An 18,839-nucleotide genomic window follows, 5' to 3' on the forward strand; every position below is an offset into this window, starting at 1 on the left:
TCATACTGTATTTATATACAGTAGTTTTTAGTGAATGGCAGATCAAGAAAGTTTCATCTATCAATTCCTATGACAGATTTAACCACTTGAATTTCTACTAAAAACTTAGATTAAGAGAGCATTTAATTTAAAAATTTATACGCTAACATTTAATGTTATGCTATCTTTTATGATTGCGTGTGGATGTTATAATTCTAATATCTTTTAAAATATATAGAATAGTGAATCTTTTCATAATCCAGAAAAAATCTCACACACAAATCAATACCCTAACATTACTCTGAACATTAAATAAAAATACACACAAAATAAGGTTTTAATAAATGAGCAATAATAAGCCTCAAAAAAATATAGTAACCGTAGGTAAAATGGTAAATGGTAAGGCCGGATTGATAGCCCCTGCCGGAGTCGATATTAATACTGATTTTCATGTTGGGGAGATGCACAACGTTGAATATGCAGCATACTATGTTGAGACGTTAGAATCACAAATAAGGGCTCTATTCCCGGATGGCATCCCTAATGAAAATTTAAAAGAAGTAGTGGGCCATATATACAAAAACCAAGAAATAAGTGATGACACAAAAATAAAAGCAATTAACGAAGCAAAAGAAAACTATGAAAGCGGGGCCCTTGACAAATGGTTATCCAGAGGAGATAAAATATCTTCAATAGTTAGCAATATAATAAATTTATTTAACTATTAACATTTCGATATACACAACCATCCTCCATTAGCTACCAGTGAAGGATTGCGAGAGGTCGAGGCGCAGAGCACCTCTATGGTTTTTGACTGAAGTATGATGCTTCCTGATACAAACTGGTTGTATATACAGTACTTTTATCGAGGAAGCAGATTAAGAGATGATGCGCCTATTAATTTTCATGGTTGGGGTAACACATTGAAGAGGGGGTTATCTTTCTTCAATCCCATTCTTCAAGACTAGCTATGTCCTCAAAGCATCTACCCAATGCCATGCGCTGGTTTACGCTAAAGTCTTCCCAAATCGCCATGACTTCCTCACTTACGTATTTCTTCCAGTCGTGAGGGATATTGGCCCCTTTCTTTGCCCATTCCGGACATAAATAATTATCTTCACTCATATCGTGATCCGTAAGCTATGGATAAAATTCCAGGTTCAAAGGAAACCAGCCTTCGTGCTACGTTGAGGATCTATGATAGCACTGGAGGCATTTATGGATAAGGCGCATTTTTCAACGCTGCTGAGTATGAAAGAGATGAACATGCGTTTTGTATCGCTCACATCCCATACCGACCAGCTTAGCGCTGTTCTTGTAATTCACATGGTTTGTGAGAAAATTTTAGAAACTTGGATTGAGGCAAGCAGCCACAATACTAATTTTTTCAATAACTCTCTTAACTTAAACTTCCATAACAAGCTTGTTATTGCAAAAAACTTCTCGTTTCCAAACGAGTGCTTTCAGTTTATGAAAAAACTTAACGCGATACGCAACAAGTTCGCACATCAGATTGATAAAACAGAAATGTCTGAAGAAGAGATAAACTCTCTTTATAGTTCATTATCAGACTTTATTGCCAGAGAGCCTGAATTCGATCCTAAAACTTCATCAATTGAATCTCAAAAAAAAAGATACAAATATAGTGACAATAATAACATAAAACTATTATTGATGTTTACTGCCATGTATCTATCGGTCATGTATTTCGCGGGATTACGTCAGCTTTACATCCCTTTATGAGAAAAGCTCTAAATACAGACATAATAATGTCGACTTAGTGTCTTTAATGCGGCCATTTTAATTTTATTCCAAAAGGAACAAATGACAGTAATAACAATACCAGGTCATCGGGAAAGAATTTCTGCAAGCATGCACCAATTATAATTGCCAAAAAGAACTTTGCCGCTCTGCGGCCATTGTACGAAATCGTCATAGTATCCCCGTGGAATTTAATGCCACCCGCAAAGGTGGCAGCATGCATTCAGACCAGCCCTCTCTCATGGAGAATGTCCATCCCCACACTCACCATCGCATCACGCTGATCTGCAGTGAATGCGCCGTCATAGTACGCAACACATGCAATGTCACCGTACATCGACGAGGTGGTGAGGCCGTTGGGATCACCACCGATGCTGACAGCTGTATCCAGCGATGTGTTTTCCGGGAAGCCGGTACCGATAGGACCATACTGCAATCCGGCATCACTGATCCTCACACTGGCCGTTTTAGTGACCGGATCAAATACGCCTACAGCCACATACCATTTTCCAACTTCCGCGCTGATAACTCCGGCGGATGCAATGGTCCCTGTCGTACCACTCGGGTAGATATAGGACATGTAGAAGCCGCCGCTGTAATAGACGTTAAAGCCTGCGCTGTTTACACGATTGCTGAGGATGTTGATATAGCGGTCAGCGGCATCCAGCTTAAACGCGACGATGAACGATACGGCGCCCTGTCCGGTCTTCACCAGGTCAGTCACTGACGGTTTTGCACCGTTAGGGTAATGGAGGCCCCAGTCGCGAATTTGACCGCCATTTGGTTTGACGGTATAGCCGTGCCCGCTGTTGTCCAGTGGGTTCAGCAGGTCGAAACTGGCAATGGTCGGGAGCGGTGATTTGCTTTCCAGTTTTGATTTGATGGTCACATAGTCGTGGTTCCAGTCGGTGACAGGAATGACTTGATTGCAAAGAATACGAACGCCAGCCATGGTGGCTCCTTGTTAAATATTGGGTGAGTGTTCCGGGGTGCCGCGGTTTTCGTTGCCGGAACCGTTCAGGGTGCCGGTATAGGTCGCTCCGTTCATCGGGTCGAACCAGTCACAGCCCGTCGCCCGGACATTGGATGTATCGAAATAAAGAGCCCCTGTTGAGTCAGGGATAAGCTGAATATCTGCGCCGGTTACCCGGCAGCGGTTCCCGGTATCGCCGACGCTGTAGCGCGCCAGTAAGCCGCCGGCAATATCGAATTCAGCTTTTACCCCGGCTGCGTTGATAATCGACGGATAGCAGTTACGCAGCGTCACTTTCGGACGGTAAGAGTATTCGCTGGTGCGGTACGTCGTGCCGCCGACAACGGTATCCCAGGAAGAGGCCGCGCCTGGCATGTACACCGTCGGGCACGCGTTCTGCGCGATGACCGGATTATTGATGATGCTGATGACGTCCTCGGCGATGATCTCTGCGTTCGTCCCGTTCGGGCGGAGTTTAGTCCGGCTGGCAAACGGGTTCTGTGCCATGTCGGCCCCGCAACGAAACACCGCCATCACCGCATTCTTGCCGTCAGGCACGTTAATTGCGGTCATGCCCTGCACTTTCACCATATCCGGCAGATAGGTTTTCTGGGCGGAGTTGTAGAGGTTACGGAACGGACGGCAGAAGGTGAACGCAAAATTATCAGGCAGGGAAGCCGGTACACCATCCAGATCAAAGACAATATCTTTCCCGGAAATCACATGCGGGTTTTTGGTCGACACACCATAATCAACCGATGCCCCGCTGTTCATACGGACAATATCAAACGACAGCACATCAGACGCCCAGGCATTCGTGATATTGCGGTCGAAACGCACCACCAGCCCGTCGATAGCCAGGTTACACTCGCAATCCCCGGCGTAATCTTCGCGCATATTGATAAAGAAATTCAGTCGGTCTTCGATATGCCCTGTCTGTCCCAGGCTGTACTGCGTGATATTGAAGTCACAGTCACGAAGCGCGAACTGGCCACCGCCCTGCAGGAATATCTGGCGTCCCTTGAATTTCGTCCTGCTGATGTAGATGTCATAGCCGAACGAGTGAAAATCGAACCGGTTCATGACCGACTCGGTAATAAATACCCGCTTCAGACCATGATGCCCCTGGAATCCCCAGCCGTAGAGGCCGTAATATCCACTGATGTGAATATCGATGCTGTTACGGAAGCAAACTACATACGCGCCGCCGGAAGTGTTCGGGATACATTCAGCTGCTGCGTTACGGCAGTGAATATCGGTCACGCCATACGAGCCGATCGCCACGCGGGACTCGATATCGCCAGTCGCCCAGTTATCCATCACCAGATTTTCAATGTTGACCTGCGAGCGCTCAACCTGAATGTTCACGAACTTGCGACCGTTGCCTGCTTCAAAGAACGCCGGGGGCTCAAAGTTAAGCCAGGCATTTTCTTTCGGCTGGATCCAGGCTTCCGTGATGGTGCCCGCCGGGATATTTTTCACCAGTACATCAGAAACCGCGCCATTACGACCAATGCGGGTGAAGTCCCGGAAATGGACCTGGTTACGGACGTTCGTTTTATCCCCGCCGCGGTACAGCTCGACGGATGAAGAAATAAAACCAAACAACCCGCCCCGGTACTGGCTTAACTTCGGCATCGGGATATCCATGCTCCCGCGCTTCAGATAGGACGAATAAGAGGAATTGAGTTCGTTCAGTTCAGCCGCGGTGAAGTTGACGCGAGCCTTGCCCTAGATGCGGAACATATACATCGGGTCTGGGGCGCCATCATCCACACCATCCACTTTCCCCCAGCGGGTTTCATCCGTTCCGCTGCGATTGCAGGTGACGATCGTAGAGCCGCTCAGATAAGCGGATGTCCTCACCACAATTTCGCCGCTCACCCACAGGAACCGCCCGACATTCTGAACAACCGGGATAGCATGCTTTGCCGCAAAGGCATGGCAACGGGCAATGGCCTGATCCGCCGGCTCAATATCAGCCAGTAACGCCTGCGCCGCGGACTCATTACCCTGCGCAGACAGCGTGGCATAATTCTGATAGACCGACTCAGGGATCCGGGGCGCGCCAAACATGTCATAAGAGACAAAGTCACACTGGCGGATCCAGCGGCGCCCATCAGTACCGACCAGCACTCCACCGCCATCATCTGGCGACGTCGTATCGGAAGCGTCGACTACAAACCGGCCATTGATACGCTCGCCCACAACATCGCGTACAGTGGCGTCGCCAGTGTAATTACGGATATCGTCATAACCCACCGCCGTATCACCGGGGGTAATCCCGCCAGCCTGCCCGCCGCCGCTGTCGCTCCCGCCCCAGCCGACTTTCGTTCCGTCTTCCTTAACCCCGGCAATCACCAGACCGTTACGCGAATAAATCAGGAACAGCCAACCGTCCGGCGCGTTGTTGTCAATCACGCTCCCGTTGAAGTTGAGACCTGAGTCGCCGGTCACCAACTGCGCGACTGACTCAAACTCAATGACGCCGTCTGTGCTTCTGATACGGAAAGGGCGAATACCATTGCTGGACACGATATCAAACAGTGAATCAGGTGATTCCTGTAATGACCGGGTACGCTTGTCGATCTCATCAACCAGTGCGGAGGACGGCATTTTTCGCCCGGTGGCGACCAGCGTTCCGCCGTTATTGATGTATTCATCAGCGAGAGAGTTATCGCCGCTATTTCTCACCCACGTTACAGCACCATCAGGTATTTTACCTGCATCCGTCGCCGCCTGAGCATCCTCTAGGGTGGCAAAAGGTAAGCCCAGAATGGTAATGCTATCCTGAGCCTCCTTTACGGCCTTATCTGCTTCTGCCTTGATTCCATCAACGGTGTAATGCTGACCACCAAGTCGATCGGTGTATGTCAGTCCCCGGCTTGTTACGACCTTGTCCAGCATGCCGCCTGCATAAACGTGGTCCCGGATATCATCACTCGGTACCGGCTTTTGCGTCGGGGTTGGTAATTGTGCCATTGTGCATGTCGCCCTTTATAGACGCACGAAATCCTCAGGAATTAACCTGATGATGTGCGTGAAAGTTGATTATTTACTGCTGGTGGTTATGGATATATCGAGTCCGAATATTCAGACAAGGTAAGGGTCTGGGTGTAATCGCCATTCGGCTTGGCTGTTTCTACACGCCAGATAGTCGAGTTTAATTCGCTGTCTGTTGCAATGAAGTAGCGACTGGCCACCTGGCAGTCAGCACCATTGTAGATATTCAGATCGAAAGCATCCGCGGCGGCCTGAAAGGCTTTGGCAGTACCGGATACAGGATAGGCACGCCAGCGCCCTCGAAAGTTACCCAGACTATCTGTCATCACGACCCACATATCGCCAAACGAGAAATCGATGCGTTCAGACGTTGTGAAGATATCGCCATTGCGGCTAGTGAGATAACCGTTCTGCTGCTTGTTGTCGTACATGTCCGGACACTGGACAACGGCGCCACGAACCACCTGCTCAGTCTCCAGCACCTTGACCGTCATGCTCATTCGTGAATACAGAAGGCGCCGAGCCTCAAGCCATGCCCGGTCAACCGCCTGGGTGCGATTGCGGCAGCCGTCCAGACTAATCTGACTGGCGTTAACCGTTGCATCTTCGACTTCCCGAATACCGCCGGCGTCAATCTGCAGATAAACATAGGATTTCTTATTGGTGAGCGGATCAACATAATCGACCGTGACACCGTCATATCCTCCCGGCAGCGACATCTGCCATGAAACCTTGTATTCATCAAAGAACATGTTTGAGCGCGCAAATACCGCATCAGGATAGCTGACCTTTTCATCGCGCCAGAACGTCAGCACATCACCGATGTTGTTCCCATCCACCCTCGCCGCATTGCAGATAGTCCGTATCCGCTCACCGAGCGACAGCTTCTCATCTGAAAAGGTGTAATCGAAATAGCCGAGTTCCGGAACTGTTATTGAATCAGCAATCGCGTACAGCGTAGCGACATCGATGCTTGAAACATCCTGCTTACCGATAACTATCCACTCATGCAGTGCAGCGTCGGCAAATGAACGGCTTGGGCGCAGCGTGTAATCAATCTGGCCGGTCGTCCGGTCATAGCTGATGGTGTGGCGCTGCGCGAGCATGTTGTATTTCTGCTCTCGGTTGCTGTTGCTGTTGTTGCTCCCCTTGATGGTCACTCTCGCGATCGTGTCTTCCGGGTAAACAACATTGGCGCGGGTGTTGACGGCGTGAATTGCCATTAACGTCACGACATTTCCATCGTTGCTGTTATCCAGTCGCTCGATCGTCACCGCATATCGACCTGTACCGGCGGCGGGTGAGAATTTATGCGTTGTGCGGAAATAACGCGTGGTAACCTGAAAATCGTTATCAAAGAAATAATCGTACTGTTCAGCTGTGCCCGGGATCTGGTTGTTGTTGTCATCCACTTTCCAGAACCGGATTCGATAACGGGAAGTGCCCGAAGTCGCCCCTAGTTGAACCATGACATGCACCCAAATCTGTGTGGATTCAAGCGGTGATACCGATGGGCCTATAACCAGCGGAGTCTGGTCGTTGAGGGTGAAAAGTGTCAGGTTCAGCGTGGCGTCCGCCGGTAGCGTCGTAACCTCCCCGGTCATATCGCCAAGATAGAACGTGGTGTAAGACTGCGTATCCTCCCCGATATAACTTTCTGAGTAGACGATATTTCCACTGCCAGTAACATTCCTTGTCACCGGGCCGCCGCCGGCGTTCCATGTCGCGTTGATAACGAAAGTCACCGGATGCGGAACGGCAAGCGCCGCGAAGTATGAAAAGTTATCATCATTCGACAACACTGTGGCTTTCAGTTGGTTGCTTTCGATCAGCATGGCGGTCGGCGCTGTCGTCGTCGCTGTCTGGGCGGGAAAATCCTCGCTTTCATTCAACCCAGGCACTTCTTCGTTATCGACATCATCAAACTGATAGCCAACATCAATGGTGCCTATCGTCGCGCCAGGGTCGAAAATCTGGTAACTGGCCCCTGCAAGGCTCCCTAGGTTCGACTCAGAATAACGAACAGAGGAAATGGTGTATTTCCCGAATCCCACTTCGAACCATTCAGTGATGTATTTGTTGTTGTCGATGTACTCAAACAGCGCCTGCTGAATCAAATCCGGATATACCCGGCACTGGCCATAAATATTTGGCCTTCCCTTGTACAGCCGCGCGCGGTTAGTCTGCCCGGTGGCGTCGTTATTCGGGGATTCACCAGTAGAAATAGACGGAGATGATGCGGTCTGTTGTCCGGTTAGCCCTGACATAACTTTTTTAGTGAAGCGGATCGGGTTGAGATGCTCCACCGGGTTCAGAAGTGTCTTTATCAGACCGCCGCTTTCAGGCTGATCGAATACCGCTACGACGTCGCCGGCGCGCAGCTTAAACGACAAATCAAAATCATCATTAAGCTCACGTCCATTCAGGCGAACCTTCACGTTATTGTGCAGCCTGAGTGAGTCAAGCAATGCTATCAACTCAGTACCGGGTGCCATCGTTCCATACTGTTTCGGCGCGCCAGGCAGGCGCTGCAGCTCATATCGAACCATGAACCAGATACTCCACTTTGTTGAATTTCTTCGCCAGGATAACCATGCTGTCAGCGCGAACAAAACCGAACTCACCGCGGGAATGCAGGCATTTAATCGGATCCAGCATTACGCCCACGTGAACTGGACGATCAGCGTAATAAAACACGGCAAGGCAGCCAGACGATGCCACCGGCACCGCTCGCCAGTGGGCGGATTCCTCTGAGTAACAGGTGATGAAGTCGGCGCCAGATTCGTAGCCGGGGATATGATGCAACTCCAGACCGAGCACATGCCGGTAATACATCACCACCAGCCCCCAGCAATCCATCTGCTCAAAACAACAGGCACGGTTAACCCACGGCTTGCCATTCACAAGCCGGATAAATTCGCTCTGTGTCATACGGTAATCAGTCCGGGATAGTCTTTCGTGGTGTAAATTATGGGATTGGAAAGCGTCAGAGGATTCGTCTTGCCAGAATTCACCGTGACGTTTGTGCCGTCGGCTCCGACATCCTTCACGAACAGTGACCAGGTCTTCATCGGCGAAGCATCACCGATTGCATTCCACTGTTGATACTTACACATGATAGCCGTCATCCGGGCGGCACCAGTCCACGTTTTTAGCGTGTTTCTGACCTCTTCAGCCCCCTGCAGGAAGGTGATCCCCATCGTGATGATGGCTGACCCGTTCTGTGTCGGCTCGGTGATATCAAACGCCGCGGGTTGATAGAGGTTTCCACCGAACGTCGCCTCCTGAAAAAGTTTGTTAACCACACGGTAATAACCAAATGCCGGGTGATAAAACTCAATGGTCTGTTTGATATCACTCGCCGGCCGCCGCTCTTTCCATTCTCGTAATGTTGGCATCAGTCAGTCCTCGGCATCACATCAGTGACGAGATAATCAAGCCATGACCCGTAGTTCTCCGGTGCCTGAACAATCCAGTCATCGAAGTCTTCAGTCAGGTCATCAATACCATTACAGATAACCGTGGCGGTCCAGGTCACCACTCCGCCATTTTTGCTGGTTTGCACCGGCATATTGACGAAGTGAAGCGTCTGCAACTGCGGTCCGTATGTGTCGCCAAGGTCAATTGGCATCGTGAACCAGTTACGCCCGCGGTCACAGTACGTTGGCGACCGCAGCCATGACTTAAACCGTTCGGCCTGCTGCAGCGTAAATATCCACTGCAGCGTCCAGGTAGCTTTGAGGTCAGTGGTGAACGGGGTAAATATGACAGGCCCGACTGCCGGCTGCGTTGTCTGCCAGCCGGTATCCTGTGTCATGTTCTGGCTGGGACGCTGCGGAAGAGGTAGAAATTCCGGGTATGAAACTGTTGCCACGTTTCCTCCGGGCATTAAAAAACCCGCCTGAGCGGGTTGGGTTAATCAAGGGGAGCTATCCTCTCAACTGTGAGGCTAATTCTCTGTATTGCAGCCATATCCAAGGAGAAAAACATAAGAAACTTATCTCTTACTGTTGCCTCCTTTTTGGTGTCAACAAATAGCTGATCTAGATATTCAGACTCCACTTTCCTGATCCTGTATATTTCATTCAACCTGTTAGTGACACTTGGATCATCAAAACTATATCGCTCGATATTATGCGCAAAGTCATTGCGCATTCTTCGGAATATATCTAGGTAATCACGAACAAATCTACGAATTAGGCCCAATCTGTAAGCCATAGCTATCTTCGATTCGAGTGTACCTAAAGGTGCGGCCGGACCAGTAAATAGCTCGTCCTTTTTATTATCACTTTCTAAAAGGTAGGCACAAATTAATTCGCTCAGCCCTCTCTCAATGATACTTGAAGCAAGTAGTACTGCCCCTCTATCACTTTCCGCTGATAACATTCTGTAATTGCTAAGTACAACGGCACCCATTTCTGGACCTGTAAGAGCCTCTTTTGTGTCCATTAAAACGCCCCATTCGCTTTCGTTGATAAACCGAATTTGCTTATCATACCCATTGTCATTGGGCCATTGCTGTCAAGATCAGTTATGAAAATGTCTGTTATCATCTCACTTCCATTTTGGTTGCTATGTGTCTTAACATCAACACCGCTGGAATAATTGTAAACGTTGGTGATCACCTGAACAGCCCCACCACTGCCCTGCAAATCCTTATTGCTGATGACAGAGCCGTTATCACCCGGAATCATGTACTGACTGCCGTTACTGGCACGGTAGATTTCAGGCATGCCGCCCTCACCTACCTGGTACATTGATCCCGCCGATACCGGGCCACCGTTCTTGCGCTTACCGGCCAACGATGAGCCAACAGCCAGCGCAGCTACCAGAGCGCCAAGGCCAATAGCAACCGCGCCGCCGAACGAACCAATCGACGCCACAAGCGCCGCCGGCGTCCATGCTGCCGTTGTGGCCGCCGCCGCCGATGTACTGGCAGCCGTGGTGGTTGCTAGTGAGCTAACCTGCGCGGCCGTCGTAGTTGCGATCGCAGCATTCTGCGCTGTCGCCCCCATTATTGCCGATTTGGCCTGCTGCATACCCATCTGAACAAAGGTATTAATTACCTCGTTCAAAATGGTATTCCCAATTGAACGCAATGCATCGGAGGCAACCATGCTTCCTGTCACTATGCCTGTTAATGCATTACTGGCACTATTAGCAAAACCATCAAACGCCGCCGCTGCCGCTTGTGTCGCAGTGGTTTGCTGCGCCCACTCTTGCCACATAGCTGCTATGCGCTGGTCTCGATATTGCTTTTCAATAGAGGATCTAGCCGCCTCAGCCTCAGCTATTTTCTGAGGATACATTTGAGCGTACATTTTGATATCAGCAATATCCTGCTGGTACTGAGTATCTAGCCCTATAACCCTACTTGATTTATTCTGAATTGAACTAAACTTGCTTGCCGCATCAGCACGTTCTTTTTCAGCTTTGGCCTGTTCGCGCAACGCTTTTGCGTTGTCCCAAGCTTTTGCTGCATACTCTCCAGCCAAAGCAATTTGTTCTTGCGATGCCGCTTTGCCCAAAGATTGCTGGGCATTTAGGATTGCTTGAGCTCTTGATAGTTCAGTGATGCTACTGGCGGACAGTTCTGCTTTGCTTTTTAAATCCGACAACCTTTCCGTAATTAATTCTTGTGCTCTAGCGTACTGCTCAGCCTCTTTCTGTGCTGCGGACTTCCCACCCTTGGCCTTACTTTGCGAAGTGGTCGATACAGCTTTTATCTCAATAGGCTTGGTGTTTTTCGCCACCTTTTGCGCTGCATCCCAACCGGCGCGGGATGCCTTTTCCCAGGCATCTGCAGTTAACTTTGCTGATTTCTGCTCATTTTCTTTCTGCCAATCGCCAAACCCCAACCATCCCCAAGTCCTTGCTCTTCTTGCATACATTTCAGCTTCAGATCTAAGGTCTGCGATTTGTTGACTTGCAGTCGCAGCCTGACCAGTTAATCTGCCTATTGCTACAGCCAAAGAATCGATCACTAAGACCATTCCGTTACTTGCCCCTGTAGCCTTATTTAGATTATCCACCATTGTTAGGAATGAATTAGTTAATGATGTATTGGCTTGAGACAAAGTCCTGGGTAGTTTTTCGAACTCGGTATTAACTAAAACGGTCTGTTTCTGAATGGCGTTTAGAGCATCCTGCGCCGATAATTTTCCTTCGAGCATCAATTGGCGAAGCTCTCCCACGCCAATTCCCATTCCTGCAGCAATCTGTCGCGCCAACTCCGGCATTTGTTCAAGTATTGAGTTAAATTCCTCAGCCCTCACAGTCCCCGAAGAAATCGATTGACCGAATTGTCGAAGAGCATTCGCCATTTCCTCTGAAGAAGTGCTCCCTATGCGACCAATTTTCTGCAAAGTTTCTGTAAGTTGAATAATTTGGCCGTTTGATGCCCCTGTATCACGTAATGCAGTACTAAGCGATTCCCATAGCTTTGTCGTGTCCTGTATAGACCCGCCTGTCGATGAGCTAACTCGCATAAGACTTTGCATGGTTTGAGAGGCAGATGATGCACTTCCAGTTAATCTCTCAACTCTCGCATTTAACTGACTCATATTATCTGCAGCAACAAGGAATGCTCTTCCCCAATCAACGACAATAGATGCAGCAACAGCTCCAGCGACTTTATTAAGGCTTATTTGCAGTTGTTCAAATTTTTTCGAGGCATTATCGGCGCTGTTACCGATTGTGTTTAATGATTTGTTAGCCTGTCGCTCTCCAACCAAAAGCTTAGCGGTATCAGCTTCGATTTCTATATAAAGGCTACCTACTTTTTCACCTTGCGACATATTTTCTCCAGGCAATAAAAAACCCCGTCAATGCGGGGCTTAAATAAGTTCATCATTGTTTAAGGGACTCGCTTAACCCTTCCAAACTGGAAGTTTGCTGTGGTGTCATACATCACCCCATTAGAGAACATAAACACATAAAGTTGATTTCCTGTGTATCCGCCATAACTGTTTTTTGCATTAACCTGCACACCGACGACCTGGCCATACGTCACGCCTCCACTCGTCGAAGAAAGGGAGCCATCCTGCGAATAACCTTTGAAGGGAGGTTCAAACGTATATCGAGCAGACTCCGGGTCTTTCAGAATAGATGCCATGTGATTTTTAATTTGTTGCTGATAGTCATTCGGCAAAGTGCCGTAATTTGCAGTGGATATTTCCACTTGAGAAGGTGGCTTAGGTGCGCAGCCTGCAATGACAAACGACGAAGCGGCCAATACTGCCGCCATCAAAACCTTTTTCATATCCCTATCCCCATTGATTAGTTTGGACAAATCCTAGCAGGGATAGAGGGTAACGACAAAACCAGCGCTACGATATTAGCAGCGGATACCACGATGCGAAGATGTTCGCATCTAACAAAAAACCCGCAGTTAAGCGGGTTTGAGAATCCGAAGCACTAATTAGTGCTTCGGGTTAAAACAGCTTGCGCAGGTCTACTCCATGTACAGCTAGCCATGCATCACGCGGCCAAGACTTTACCGTCCCGAAACGTGGATCATCTACCTCATGAGGTTCAACTCCATTCTCACGGCACCACTTGCGAAGAGGTTGCCATTTGAATTTTTGGCCGAGTTTCTTCTCTACAGGAATAATAGCGGCGTATTTTTTACCTTCACCAAGGCGTTCAGCTAATTTATTTTTTTCACGCACAGCAATAGAAGCGGTAGTCATCGCCGTTACTTCCCGCTTTTCAGAGATCCAGCGCTTCTCTTTAACGGCACGGTCACGCTGTTCAGCGATAATTCGATTTTCCTTTACCTTTGCCAGAAGGTCTTCTAACGCCGCCTCGTAGGAAAGCGGTATGCTGGTAATCGGTGCTGGGCGGAAGTAAGAATCCTCCAGACGTTCGAAGAAAGACCATGCTTCGTCAGTATCGACGATCTTAGACATGCGAGCAGCTCCCTTTTCTGTCCAAAGAGTCAGAGAACGCGCTCGCTTCTTAACAGAGTAACCTTCATTTACTCTGTTCTTAAATTCTTTTAATTCTGAACCAGTTAGAGTGAAGTAATGAACTCCTTCAATGAATCTGCCTTTATTATTGCTCAAGTTCATACGGATATTTACGTCATCCGTACCATACCCTGAAGCCAGCGTTTCAGTAGTAACAACACGCAACCCCTTCCACTCAATAACTGGCAACGGCCGGGGATCGACATTTGGTTCATGAACTGCTAAATTTAATGAAGTCATTGGTTGGACCCTTATGACAAGTTTCAATGGAAGCCGGTAGCTCGTAACTATCGGCTTTTCTATTTATGCATCATTGCAACATCTCCTGACGCAGGTGCGGTAATACCCTGCTCCAGTTATCATCCCTCCATGGGTGAAATTCGATATGCGCCGTCTCGCGTTTAATAATTTCCCTTGCCTTGTTAATCGAGCGAGGCAGTTCCTGTCCTATTGAGTGAAAGTGACCTGCTTCACGATGCTCAGCCACCCTCAATAACGGCGTAACACTCTCACAAGCTTTAAGCATTGTGTCGCTGGCTCTCCATAGCCACGCCAGGGAACAAAGTTCATCGTCTGTGAACTGCTTGGCGATAGGCGAATTCCCCACTTCGCGATCCAGGATATCCAATACCCAACGGCGGAACTCTTTTGCTTTTGGCGTGCGAGCAAACATCGCAACCAGGTGGGCACCTCGAAGTGAGAAAACTCGCGATTCTTGTCTTCCTGAAGGGGTGGTCAGTTTGACCACCCCTGTCATTTGTGCTGTAAATTCATCAGCATGTCGGGAATAGATACGTTGAACTGCTTTATCATCGGCATACTCCAGCGCCTGGCCAACCTCAGCAGCCGTAAGCCAGACCTGACCACCCATTTCCATATATGAAAAATTGGTATTGTGGAAAGTTAACTCGTTGTTCTGTACACTGTTCATGTCGATATTTCCTTCGCGGGATTTGTTCGATAAGGAGCCCTGACTATCGCAAGTAGTTAGGGCTTCGTCGTTTTTATACTTGAGCAATTTTCTCTCCAGTCAGGCCATACGCCTTTCTCAGCTGGTAGATCAGTTCAGTATTGAACTGCCGACACTGTTCTTCACCGTTGCGCTCTATCGCTTTGCGCACATCTTCAGGGAAACGGACTTTACGCTGATACATGTCTTTTGCTTTTTCCATAACCTTCTCCATAAATGCCCCACCGTGAGACACCCAATAAGTGTCACACCGTGCGTCATTGCTGTCAACCCCACCGTGGGGCATAATTTCTATATTGTGATTTTATGGAAGCGACAAACCATATGAGCAGAGAAGATCCTCAATTAAGAATCAGATTACCTATTGAATTAAAAGAAAGAATTGAAGATGCAGCCAAGTCAAATAATCGCTCAATGAATGCCGAGATAGTCAAGCGCCTTGACACCAGCTTCCTTAGTGAAATAAAGGATGATGAAGTCATATCAGCTCATGAGGCTATGAAAATGGCGGAGAACGCAAAAGAAGAAATCTCCGGCATTATATTTAAGAGAACATTTGAAGAAATTAATAAAAAAGCCCGTATGGGGCACAAAGAATTCTGCATTGAACTCAATGATTTAGAACTAGAACACCTCACATTAGCTGACTTTAATGCATCCCTTGAGAAGACACTTACGCGCCTAAATGAACTCGGTTATGTAGTTCCAGAAAAATCAGTTGATGGAGGGGGATTTCTGGTAAGAATACCTGACAATAAAAATTAATGATGTTAAAGAGCGACGACAGGACCATTAAACCCCCTGTCGTCGCCGATTTATAGGTCACTAACTGAAGAAATTACCCCTCAGGTAATCTGAATAGATATGAGCAGTTCGTTTGATTGTTATTTGACCTCTCTTTTCGCTCTCATTCGTCTGCGTCGAGCAAAGTAGTCATCAGCTGCGTGATCGTACTCTTCGCGCGTATACCCTTTCTGCTCAGGGTATTTAGCGATGAGCATTAGCTGAAACTCGGTCATAGTGAGTTGCCATGCTTCCTCCTTGCTTATGCCGAAGTGATTGCGCGCTGCGACGATATACTCAGATGCTCTGAATTCATTGGTTGTATCGCTAGTCTCATGGCGCTGAAGTTTTCTCACCTTTGCCTTGCCAATTATCCCGTGCACCATGAGATTTAAAGCTACGACCACCATGTTCTGTGGAGAAAGGCTCCCCTGCCTCCACAGAAAAGCCCTTTTCCCACTTTTTCCGGGAGCTAACCAACCAACCAGATCACCAACATCATCATCACAACAGGCGGACAGGACTACATGCGCTGCCATGATGGACTTTCTGGCCAACACGCCGCTCTTTATGTAATTCATTACACATTCAGGAAATCGACCATTCCCATTAAGCAAATAGACTTCCTCAGCACGCCTGAGCAACGGTGTCGCCTCATCGTTGCATAGGTCATAAAACGTCTGAACAATTTCTGCCGGCTCTCCGATTCTAGTCATGGCCAGCAGTGACGGTCGAAAGAAATATTCCTTATCCCCGGACGTAATCAGGCACTCGCCAAACTCTTTAACAGGCGTCATTTTTCCCCCATAAACAAAATCAAGGGCAGGAACACCTACCCTTTGTTTTGCTTACACCGTAACGGTTACCGTATGCGTTGCGGTAAACCCGCCATCATCTGTCTTCACAGTGATTACTGCGGTGCCAGCAGTAGCACCAGATGGCGCGGATACGGTGACCGTATTGCCAGCAAATGCTACTGTCGCGCGCGCTGGAACAGATGAAGTAACCGTGAAGACCTTGTCGTCAGCATCTGCGGGCGCAATCGTTACTTCGAAGGTGGTGCTTTCTCCGGCGGCGATAGAGCTGGTCGTTGGCGCAACCGTCACGCCAGTTACCGGAATGCCTTCGTCCGCTTCGGTGATCTGGAACGTGTTGCCGTCAGCCAGTTTGAACTCAAAGCTGTAGGTAACAATCTCCTTCACACCACCACCATCACTGGCGCCAGTCGGGACCATGTAGCCAATATGGAAGTAATCACCCCAGTGAAAACGCATCCAGACCGCAGGTTGACGGCGAGCGCGAACTTCATCAGCGATATACTTCACGAATTGCTGAATGCCAAATTCATCGGTACGGTCTTTGACACGGACCTCGCCTTCGATTGAGTACGTTGGGTCAAGACTGGCGATCAGGTTTGAACTGAATCCGCCATTATCAGCGTCCGAGGTCAGCGCCTCCGGGCTCATATCCCACGTTGCCGAAGTCGGAAGACCAAGTAATTTCCAGTCCCCCTCCGCCGGCACCTGGTTCGCACATCCATACGCCAATTCAAGCGTCTTCGCGCGACCGATTAGTTGTTCGTTATTGGAGCAGCCTTGCATCGTTGCTTACCTCACTTCTGATAATAAAAAAGGCCGCTCCAGGCGACCTTATGAGATTTGATTTAGTGTTATCCGCCAAAGAGACAGGCGAACTGTAAGCGCCACACCATGCGCCCTTCTGCAGTCATTACCGGTGATGGGGTTCCGCCAAGGTTAGATATCTGCCCGATGCAGGCATTTGTCATAGGGTTCTGCTTGACGTAGTCGATGATGGCCTGCACATCGGTCTCTGATTTCGCGTAGTCTCCGGCAGACTTACCAGTTATGACATCCACCAGGACGTAATAATCAGCAGCCATATCACGATCTACTGCCGTACCGCCGTTGGGCCGGAATATGATGAATCTCTCCGTCAATTTCCCGGTATCGGTCCATGTCAGCGACTGAACGGTATATCCGGCAGTTAAACCGGCATCAACGAAGATGTTACGAACACGCTTATGCATCGGAGGGTTCACAGGGATAGCTCCTTTTTGATTACCTCAGTAATCGCATCGCGCTCTTCGTCGAATCCCTTCTTAAGGAATTGAGGCTCGCCATGCGGATCCCAATAGTTTCCCTTTCCAGTCCCACCACCAAAATCACTACCGGCTCTCGTCTTCCCGAAATGGGCTCTCGGCTGGCCTTTTAGCTTGCCTGGCATATCATGCACAAATGCAGCGTAATTTGCAGAGTACCCAACCCTTCCAGTAACTCTTGTGCCGTTAACGTTAATTTCCCGGAACTGACTATTCAGGAGTGTAGATGAGTCAATTGGCGTGTAATACGCCGCCCTGCTGCTGCCTAAAATCAGCGCAGACTGAATAGCACGTACAACCTTTCGCCCCTGAATATTGTCGATGATGCGGTTGAGATTGGCCTTAGCTTCCCTTACACCACGAACCTTTATGCCCATAATTACACTCCCGTCAGAATGGCGTAATCATCCGCCAGACGCTCGAACGTATCGGCGTAACGGATGACCTGCCGTACTTCGTCTGCCCCGGCGACAATCGGATCGGCTTCGGTCGATGCGCCAATCAGCAGGTAATCACCTGCCGCTGCCAGTGCATACTCAGACCAGACGGTATTCTTCACGACGATTTCAGCACCAAGACTACCGATGCGCTTAGAAAGACCACCTTCGTAATCACAGAGAATCGCCTCAGGAGGCGAGAACCCGAGCGAATCACCGTACTCATCATTGCCGAGCTTGCGCCAGATGGTAGCCGTAGCGGTATAGCTCCAGTTCGCGGTTGCCGACATCAGTCATCCCTCCATCGCAGCACAACGGCACCTGTGGCGCGTATGCGGTCGCAGTTGATGTACCACTCACCATTGCTTTTCATGTACGCTGTGGTTTGCTTCCCGGTATCGGTCATCACCCAGACACGGACGAATGACCGCGGATGGCGTTCTTTTACGGATATCCATTTCATCAGCAGCCACCAACGACCATAAACAGGCCGACGCTATTACCTGCGCTGATAGGGAGTTCACCAGTGCAACCACTGGCATCAAGCCGGGCCAGCGAGTCGCGCAACCAGGTGATGCTGTCAGCACCATAATCGAACGATCGCGACGCTCCTGATGGCGCCCCCTGCGATTTTATTCGCCGGGCACCGGAAGACGTCGCCATGAGCGCAGCGGCATACATCAGGATAAGTTTTGCCGTGCATTCGTCGTATCCCGCACCGTCGAGGCACGGGATAATCTTGTTCACCACGCAGAGAATCGGATCGAGTAGCGCGCCGGGAATGGAATAACCCAATTCACCGAGGAACGCCTGCACGTCTGCCGCTGTGATTGGGTCAGCCATG

23 protein-coding genes are annotated in these 18,839 nt (G+C 49.1%); 3 read left to right on the forward strand and 20 right to left on the reverse strand.

Annotated features, from left to right (window positions below; all coding sequences use genetic code 11):
• Positions 1–323 precede the first annotated feature (323 nt).
• The gene (locus EAE_RS22375) at positions 324–707 is read left to right on the forward strand and encodes a hypothetical protein (protein WP_015705850.1); all 384 of its coding nucleotides are present in this window, start codon (positions 324–326) and stop codon (positions 705–707) included.
• Between the two features lie 217 nt (positions 708–924).
• Here EAE_RS22375 and EAE_RS22380 read toward each other — a convergent pair whose 3' ends face one another.
• Complete coding sequence (locus EAE_RS22380) at positions 925–1,104, reverse strand: hypothetical protein (protein WP_015705851.1); 180 nt, start codon at positions 1,102–1,104, stop codon at positions 925–927.
• A 93-nt stretch (positions 1,105–1,197) separates the two neighbouring features.
• Between EAE_RS22380 and EAE_RS22385 the strand changes: the two genes are divergently transcribed.
• Positions 1,198–1,722: a hypothetical protein gene (locus tag EAE_RS22385; RefSeq protein WP_164926758.1), complete on the forward strand. Its 525-nt coding sequence runs from the start codon at positions 1,198–1,200 to the stop codon at positions 1,720–1,722.
• Positions 1,723–1,963: 241 nt separating this feature from the next.
• On the opposite strand, the gene EAE_RS22390 is transcribed toward EAE_RS22385, so the two are convergent.
• The 13 genes from EAE_RS22390 to EAE_RS22450 all read right to left on the reverse strand — a co-directional run bounded on the left by EAE_RS22390 (position 1,964) and on the right by EAE_RS22450 (position 14,858).
• Positions 1,964–2,692, reverse strand: a complete 729-nt coding sequence (locus tag EAE_RS22390) for a LamG-like jellyroll fold domain-containing protein (RefSeq protein WP_015705854.1) — start codon at positions 2,690–2,692, stop codon at positions 1,964–1,966.
• Between the two features lie 12 nt (positions 2,693–2,704).
• Positions 2,705–4,351 (reverse strand): hypothetical protein, encoded by a 1,647-nt coding sequence (locus tag EAE_RS25370; protein ID WP_164926759.1) that lies wholly within the window; start codon positions 4,349–4,351, stop codon positions 2,705–2,707.
• Between the two features lie 93 nt (positions 4,352–4,444).
• The gene (locus EAE_RS22400) at positions 4,445–5,695 is read right to left on the reverse strand and encodes a hypothetical protein (RefSeq protein ID WP_164926760.1); all 1,251 of its coding nucleotides are present in this window, start codon (positions 5,693–5,695) and stop codon (positions 4,445–4,447) included.
• Positions 5,696–5,781: 86 nt separating this feature from the next.
• Entirely contained in the window at positions 5,782–8,265 is a 2,484-nt protein-coding gene (locus EAE_RS22405; RefSeq protein ID WP_015705857.1) for a host specificity factor TipJ family phage tail protein, read from the reverse strand.
• Positions 8,252–8,647, reverse strand: coding sequence for an NlpC/P60 family protein (locus tag EAE_RS22410; RefSeq protein ID WP_015705858.1), 396 nt, complete (start codon positions 8,645–8,647; stop codon positions 8,252–8,254). Before EAE_RS22410 ends, EAE_RS22405 begins: the two co-directional genes overlap by 14 nt.
• Positions 8,644–9,114, reverse strand: a complete 471-nt coding sequence (locus EAE_RS22415) for a hypothetical protein (RefSeq protein WP_015705859.1) — start codon at positions 9,112–9,114, stop codon at positions 8,644–8,646. Before EAE_RS22415 ends, EAE_RS22410 begins: the two co-directional genes overlap by 4 nt.
• Positions 9,114–9,590 carry a hypothetical protein gene (locus EAE_RS22420; RefSeq protein ID WP_032708471.1) on the reverse strand — a complete coding sequence of 159 codons (477 nt, stop codon included), beginning with the start codon at positions 9,588–9,590 and terminating at the stop codon, positions 9,114–9,116. The genes EAE_RS22415 and EAE_RS22420 overlap by 1 nt, the downstream gene beginning before the upstream one ends.
• A gap of 41 nt (positions 9,591–9,631) precedes the next feature.
• Positions 9,632–10,165, reverse strand: coding sequence for a hypothetical protein (locus EAE_RS22425; RefSeq protein ID WP_015705861.1), 534 nt, complete (start codon positions 10,163–10,165; stop codon positions 9,632–9,634).
• A complete protein-coding gene (locus EAE_RS22430; RefSeq protein ID WP_015705862.1) occupies positions 10,165–12,513 on the reverse strand; it encodes a tape measure protein in 2,349 nt (782 codons plus the stop codon). Before EAE_RS22430 ends, EAE_RS22425 begins: the two co-directional genes overlap by 1 nt.
• Positions 12,514–12,572: 59 nt before the next feature.
• On the reverse strand, positions 12,573–12,977 hold the full coding sequence (locus EAE_RS22435) for a hypothetical protein (protein ID WP_015705863.1): 405 nt from the start codon (positions 12,975–12,977) through the stop codon (positions 12,573–12,575).
• A 172-nt stretch (positions 12,978–13,149) separates the two neighbouring features.
• On the reverse strand, positions 13,150–13,926 hold the full coding sequence (locus EAE_RS22440; protein WP_015705864.1) for an ORF6N domain-containing protein: 777 nt from the start codon (positions 13,924–13,926) through the stop codon (positions 13,150–13,152).
• Positions 13,927–13,996: 70 nt separating this feature from the next.
• The gene (locus tag EAE_RS22445) at positions 13,997–14,617 is read right to left on the reverse strand and encodes a P22AR C-terminal domain-containing protein (protein WP_015705865.1); all 621 of its coding nucleotides are present in this window, start codon (positions 14,615–14,617) and stop codon (positions 13,997–13,999) included.
• A 73-nt stretch (positions 14,618–14,690) separates the two neighbouring features.
• On the reverse strand, positions 14,691–14,858 hold the full coding sequence (locus EAE_RS22450; protein ID WP_015705866.1) for an Arc family DNA-binding protein: 168 nt from the start codon (positions 14,856–14,858) through the stop codon (positions 14,691–14,693).
• A 122-nt stretch (positions 14,859–14,980) separates the two neighbouring features.
• Between EAE_RS22450 and EAE_RS22455 the strand changes: the two genes are divergently transcribed.
• Positions 14,981–15,421 (forward strand): Arc family DNA-binding protein, encoded by a 441-nt coding sequence (locus tag EAE_RS22455; protein ID WP_015705867.1) that lies wholly within the window; start codon positions 14,981–14,983, stop codon positions 15,419–15,421.
• Between the two features lie 119 nt (positions 15,422–15,540).
• On the opposite strand, the gene EAE_RS22460 is transcribed toward EAE_RS22455, so the two are convergent.
• From EAE_RS22460 to EAE_RS22485, 6 genes are all read right to left on the reverse strand, one after another.
• Positions 15,541–16,236, reverse strand: coding sequence for a DUF6246 family protein (locus EAE_RS22460; protein ID WP_015705868.1), 696 nt, complete (start codon positions 16,234–16,236; stop codon positions 15,541–15,543).
• Positions 16,237–16,287: 51 nt separating this feature from the next.
• Positions 16,288–17,040: an Ig-like domain-containing protein gene (locus tag EAE_RS22465; protein WP_015705869.1), complete on the reverse strand. Its 753-nt coding sequence runs from the start codon at positions 17,038–17,040 to the stop codon at positions 16,288–16,290.
• Positions 17,041–17,108: 68 nt separating this feature from the next.
• A complete protein-coding gene (locus EAE_RS22470; RefSeq protein ID WP_015705870.1) occupies positions 17,109–17,498 on the reverse strand; it encodes a phage tail termination protein in 390 nt (129 codons plus the stop codon).
• Positions 17,495–17,935 carry a hypothetical protein gene (locus tag EAE_RS22475; RefSeq protein ID WP_015705871.1) on the reverse strand — a complete coding sequence of 147 codons (441 nt, stop codon included), beginning with the start codon at positions 17,933–17,935 and terminating at the stop codon, positions 17,495–17,497. The genes EAE_RS22470 and EAE_RS22475 overlap by 4 nt, the downstream gene beginning before the upstream one ends.
• A gap of 2 nt (positions 17,936–17,937) precedes the next feature.
• The gene (locus EAE_RS22480; protein WP_015705872.1) at positions 17,938–18,285 is read right to left on the reverse strand and encodes a hypothetical protein; all 348 of its coding nucleotides are present in this window, start codon (positions 18,283–18,285) and stop codon (positions 17,938–17,940) included.
• 172 nt (positions 18,286–18,457) lie between these two features.
• Complete coding sequence (locus tag EAE_RS22485) at positions 18,458–18,838, reverse strand: DUF7370 family protein (RefSeq protein ID WP_015705874.1); 381 nt, start codon at positions 18,836–18,838, stop codon at positions 18,458–18,460.
• Between the last annotated feature and the right edge of the window lies 1 nt (position 18,839).

It is taken from the genome of Klebsiella aerogenes KCTC 2190 (genome assembly GCF_000215745.1).
GTDB lineage: Bacteria > Pseudomonadota > Gammaproteobacteria > Enterobacterales > Enterobacteriaceae > Klebsiella > Klebsiella aerogenes.